Here is a 4923-nt window from a genome sequence, read left to right on the forward strand (position 1 = left end):
TGGTGTGACGTCTCCGGTGTTTGAATAAAACGGAACATATGGTTCCGAAAACAGCGTGTTGGATCAAATGTAGATCACCGACCCGGCGATCGTCAACCGATAAAATCTATTATTCGGGATGATTTGTATCTAAAAAAGAATGCGTCTATGATGAAATACCGGACGAAAAAGCGTCGGCGAAAAGCGAAGGGAGACGAGAAGTGACAGATATCGTGAGTGGCAAGCCGGACCGGACGGTGTCGGTGCGCAGTGTTTTCGGCATCGACTCGGACTTGACCGTGCCTGCCTTCAGCGAGCGCGACGACCACGTTCCGGAAATCGACGACGCGTATCGCTTCAATCCCGAAGTCACGCTGGCGATTCTCGCGGGATTCACGCGCGATCGCCGCGTGATGGTTCAGGGCCTGCACGGCACCGGCAAATCGACTCACATCGAGCAGGTCGCCGCGCGCCTGAACTGGCCGTGCGTGCGCGTGAATCTCGACGGGCACATCAGCCGGCTCGATCTCGTCGGCCGCGACGCAATCGTTGTGCGCGACGACCTCCAGGTGACCGAATTCCAGGAGGGCATCGTGCCGTGGGCGCTGCAACGGCCGGTCGCGCTGATCTTCGATGAATACGACGCCGGCCGTCCGGACGTCATGTTCGTGATCCAGCGCATCCTTGAACGCGACGGCAAGTTCACGCTGCTCGACCAGAACCGCGTGATCGAGCCGCATCCGTCGTTCCGCATGTTCGCGACGACCAACACCATCGGCCTCGGCAACCTGAACGGGCTTTATCACGGCACGCAGGTGCTCAATCACGCGCAGATGGACCGCTGGAACGTCGTCGCGACGCTCAATTATTTGCCGCGCGAGGACGAGATTGGCATCGTGCTTGCGCGCGTCCCCGAACTCGCCGGCGATTCGGACCGCGCGCTGATCGAGTCGATGCTGAGCGTGGCCGAACTCACGCGCAAGGGTTTTGCTGCGGGCGATCTGTCGACGCTCATGTCGCCGCGCACGGTTATCAGCTGGGCCGAAAACTGCCAGATCTTCCGCGATCCGGCGATGGCGTTTCGTCTCACTTTCCTGAACAAGTGCGACGAAGCGGAACGTCCAGTTGTCGCGGAATATTTCCAGCGGTGTTTCGGCCGCGAGCTGGACGTCGAGCGCGAACGCCGCGCCGCGCAAACCTGATGGCGGCGCCGACGCTGGCCGAACGTCAGGCCGCCCGCCGCGCGGACGAGCGCGAGCGCCTTTGCGCGGCGGCCGTGCGCGCGCTGACGGGCGATGCCGCGCTGCATTACCGCGACGGCCGTCTGTGTCGCGGCTATCGGCCGTTGCCCTTGCACGCGCCGCACTTGCGCACCGACCGCCATGCCGACGACCTCGCGTCGCTGCGCGGCGCCGCCGACGGCGCGGCCCTGCGCCTCATCTATTCAGATGCGGCCTTGCATGGCCGCCTGTGTCCCGCCGATCCGGTCGCGCGGCTCGTCTTCGAACTGCTCGAACAACTGCGCTGCGAGACGCTGGCGCCGCCCGGCATGCCGGGTGTCGTGCAGAACCTGCATCGCCGGTTCACGTCGTGGTCGCGCGCGTTTCATCGCTCGGGGCTGATCGACGGGCATCTCGGTCTGCTCGTCTACACCGTCGCGCAGATGAGCTGGTCGCGGCTGACGGGCGAGCCGGTGCTGGAGGAAACCGAGGGTCTGATCGAAGCGACGCGCGCGGCCATCGCGCCCGCGCTCGGCGTGCCGCTCGCCGGCTTGCGCCGGCATCGCGGCGATCAGTCGGCGTTTGCGCAGCACGCGCTCGACATCGCGCGGACGGTCAGCGAGATGATCCGCGCGGCACGCGGACAGCACACCGATGACGCCGCCGACGACACCGAGGACGAAGAAGCCGCGCGCGCCGCGTTCACGCTCTGGCTCGGCTCGGACGACGACGAGCACAAGGAAATGGGCATCGCGGCGACGGGCGAGAGCCGCGTGCTCGGCGCGTCGGGCGCGGGCTACCGCATCCATACGACACGCTACGACGAAGAGATTCGTCCCGCCGCGCGCGTGCGGCGCGAGTTGCTTCGCGAGTATCGCGAGCGGCTCGACGAACGCATCGCCGCGCAGGGCATCAACGTGAGCCGGCTCGCGCACGCGCTGCGCGCGGCGCTCGCGAATCCCGAGCGCGACGGCTGGTCGTTCGGCGAGGAGCACGGACGCATCGACGGGCGCAGGCTCGCGCAACTCGTCTCGTCGCCCGACGAGCGGCGCATTTTCCGGCTCGAACGCCGCACGCTGATCGCCGACTGCGCGGTGAGCTTCCTGATCGACTGCTCGGGTTCGATGAAGGCGCATATCGAACCCGTCGCGACGATGATCGACGTGCTGACGCGCGCGCTCGACCAGGCGGGCGTGACGAGCGAAGTGCTCGGCTTCACGACGGCCGCATGGAACGGCGGACGCGCGCGGCTCGACTGGCTTGCGCGCGGCCGGCCGCGGCACCCGGGGCGTCTCAACGAAACGTCGCATCTGATCTTCAAGGACGCATCGACGAGCTGGCGGCGCGCCCGCACCGACATCGCCGCGTTCTTCAAGGCCGATCTGTTCCGCGAAGGCGTGGACGGCGAGGCGGTCGAATGGGCGTGTTCGCGACTGCTCGCGCGCGCCGAGCCGAGGCGCATGCTGATCGTCGTATCCGACGGCAGCCCGATGGACAGCGCGACCGCGCAGTCGAACGACGCGTTCTATCTCGACGGTCATCTGAAGGAAGTCGTCGCGCGCCACGAGGTCGCGGGCGATGTCGAGATCATGGGACTCGGCGTCGGGCTGGACCTGAGCCCGTACTATCGGCGCTGCCTGGCGCTCGACCTCTCGACGCCGCCCGCCATGAACACGTTCGGCGAGATCGTTCGCTGGATCGGGGCGCGGCGCTAAAAGGCCGGTCTGCGGTCATCGAATCCAGACCAGCGCCGCGCTTACCATCAGATAGCAGCCGATGCCGACCAGCACGCCGAACGCGATGCGCCGCGTCGCCACGCCCGAGATCGGCGGCGGGTAGCGTCGCGCGGCGATCGTCGCGAGCGCCACGATCGGCACCGCGAGCGCGGACTGCACCCAGATCACGCGATCCAGTTGGCCTTCCCACGCGCTGAAGACCGTGCGGATGACCGCCGTCGCCGCGAAGATCACGATCAGCGCGCAACGGATCTCGACGAGCGACATCGGCTGGCGATAGAACTGGAACACGAGCGGCGGTCCGGAAATGCCGAACATGCCGGAGAGCAGCCCGCCCGAGACGCCGCTCAGGAAGAAACCGCGATCGTCCGAGCGTCGTTCGAGCGGCGCCGGCCGCAGCGCGGCGCCGAGGCCGCCATAGAGAATCACCGCGCCGAGCAGGAATTGGAGGATGCCGGACGCGCCGCCGCTCAAATAACCGAGCAGCAGGACGCCCGCGCCCACCGACGGCAAAAGCCCGAGCGTGGCGGCCCGCACCGCGCGCCAGTCGACGTGATGCAGTTTGCCGGGCAGCGCGATCGCGCTGTTGGCGAGCGTCACGAGGCTCACGACCGCGGCGACGCTCGCCACCGGCGCGAGGTTCAGGCCGCTCGCCGCGCCGATCACGATCATGCCGAGCCCGAAGCCGGTGACGGTCTGGAAGTAGCTCGCCGCGCCCATCAGCACGAGGAGCGCGAGCGCCTGCGCCGCGCTCACGATGCATGCGCGGCCGGGCGAGCATCCTCTTGGCTGAGGGCGCCCGGAGGCGCGAGCGTCGGCGCGGCCTGCGCCTGCACGCTCGTGACGGCGATGACGTAATAGATGTCGTCGGCGCTGCAGCCGCGCGACAGGTCGTTCGCCGGTTTCTGCAAACCTTGCAGCAGCGGGCCGATCGCCTTCGCGCCGCCGATGCGCTCCGCCAGCTTGTAGCCGATGTTGCCCGCTTCCAGGCCCGGGAAAATCAGCACGTTGGCGTGGCCGTCGACTTGCGAGTGCTCGACCTTGCGCCGCGCGATTTCGGCGACGATCGCGGCATCGAGCTGCACGTCGCCGTCGATTGCGAGCGACGGGCGCAGCGCCTTGACGCGCGCGGTGGCCGCGACCACCTTGTCGACGGCCGCATGACGCGCGCTGCCGCTCGTCGAGAACGAGAGCATCGCGACGCGCGGCTCGTCCATCAGAAGGCTCTTCGCGCTGTCGGCGGCGGCGAGGGCGATGTCGGCGAGTTCGTTCGCGTCCGGCTCCACGACGAGCGCGCAGTCGGAGAAGATCAGCCCGCCTTTCATCGTGTGGAACGGCTCGCAGAGCATCATCAGGAAGAAGCTCGACACGAGTTTGAAACCGTCACGCACGCCGATGATCTGGATCGCGGCGCGCACGACGTCGGCGGTGGTGTTCACCGCGCCCGCGACCGAGCCGTCCGCGTGGCCGAGGCGCACCAGCAAATTCGCGAAACACAGCGGTTTCAGCGCTTCGCGTTGCGCTTCTTCGCGTGTCATGCCTTTCTTGCCGCGCAGCGCAAAGAGTTCGTCCGCGCAGGTCTGCGCGAGCGGCGAAGTGGCCGGGTCGATCAATTCCATGCCGGCGAGGTCGATTTGTTCGTGTTTGGCTGTCTCGTGTACGCGCGGCGCGTCGCCGATCAGCATGACGCGCGCGATTCCTTCGCGTGTGACGCGCGACGCCGCTTGCAGCACGCGCGGGTCTTCGGGCTCGCACAGGACGATGCGCATCGGCGTCGCGCGGGCCTGCTCGATGATGCGGTGGATGGCTTTCATGGTCTGGATCGCTTTATTTGGCGCAGGGGAACGCGCGAGGCCGTGTGCGCTTGGTCACTCGGCCTCGCGCCGCGATCAGACGTAGTCCTTGTACTTGTCGAGCATGCGCACGGGTTTGGCGAGCGCATCGCGGCGGAACGGATCGCCGAGTTCGCGGGTGCACATGATCTCGAT

4 protein-coding genes are annotated in these 4923 nt (G+C 67.2%); 2 read left to right on the plus strand and 2 right to left on the minus strand.

The window, feature by feature from the left end; all coding sequences use genetic code 11:
• Window positions 1-200: 200 nt before the first annotated feature.
• Both AWB66_RS32005 and AWB66_RS32010 read left to right on the plus strand, forming a co-directional pair.
• The gene (locus AWB66_RS32005) at window positions 201-1181 is read left to right on the plus strand and encodes an AAA family ATPase (RefSeq protein ID WP_087633988.1); all 981 of its coding nucleotides are present in this window, start codon (window positions 201-203) and stop codon (window positions 1179-1181) included.
• A complete protein-coding gene (locus AWB66_RS32010; RefSeq protein ID WP_087633989.1) occupies window positions 1181-2914 on the plus strand; it encodes a cobaltochelatase CobT-related protein in 1734 nt (577 codons plus the stop codon). The genes AWB66_RS32005 and AWB66_RS32010 overlap by 1 nt, the downstream gene beginning before the upstream one ends.
• 15 nt (window positions 2915-2929) lie before the next feature.
• Here AWB66_RS32010 and AWB66_RS32015 read toward each other — a convergent pair whose 3' ends face one another.
• Both AWB66_RS32015 and pta read right to left on the minus strand, forming a co-directional pair.
• Window positions 2930-3655 carry a TSUP family transporter gene (locus AWB66_RS32015; protein ID WP_407642358.1) on the minus strand — a complete coding sequence of 242 codons (726 nt, stop codon included), beginning with the start codon at window positions 3653-3655 and terminating at the stop codon, window positions 2930-2932.
• 32 nt (window positions 3656-3687) lie between these two features.
• Window positions 3688-4749: a phosphate acetyltransferase gene (gene pta, locus AWB66_RS32020; protein ID WP_087633991.1), complete on the minus strand. Its 1062-nt coding sequence runs from the start codon at window positions 4747-4749 to the stop codon at window positions 3688-3690.
• Window positions 4750-4923 lie beyond the last annotated feature (174 nt).

Source organism: Caballeronia telluris (assembly GCF_001544495.1).
Classification (GTDB): domain Bacteria; phylum Pseudomonadota; class Gammaproteobacteria; order Burkholderiales; family Burkholderiaceae; genus Caballeronia; species Caballeronia telluris.

Coding starts and splice junctions, on each gene's coding strand:
- AWB66_RS32010 (WP_087633989.1), top strand. CDS start 1,181: ATGGCGGCGCCGACGCTGGCCGAACGTCAGGCCGCCCGCCGCGCGGAC.
- AWB66_RS32015 (WP_407642358.1), bottom strand. CDS start 3,655: ATGGGCGCGGCGAGCTACTTCCAGACCGTCACCGGCTTCGGGCTCGGC.
- pta (WP_087633991.1), bottom strand. CDS start 4,749: ATGAAAGCCATCCACCGCATCATCGAGCAGGCCCGCGCGACGCCGATG.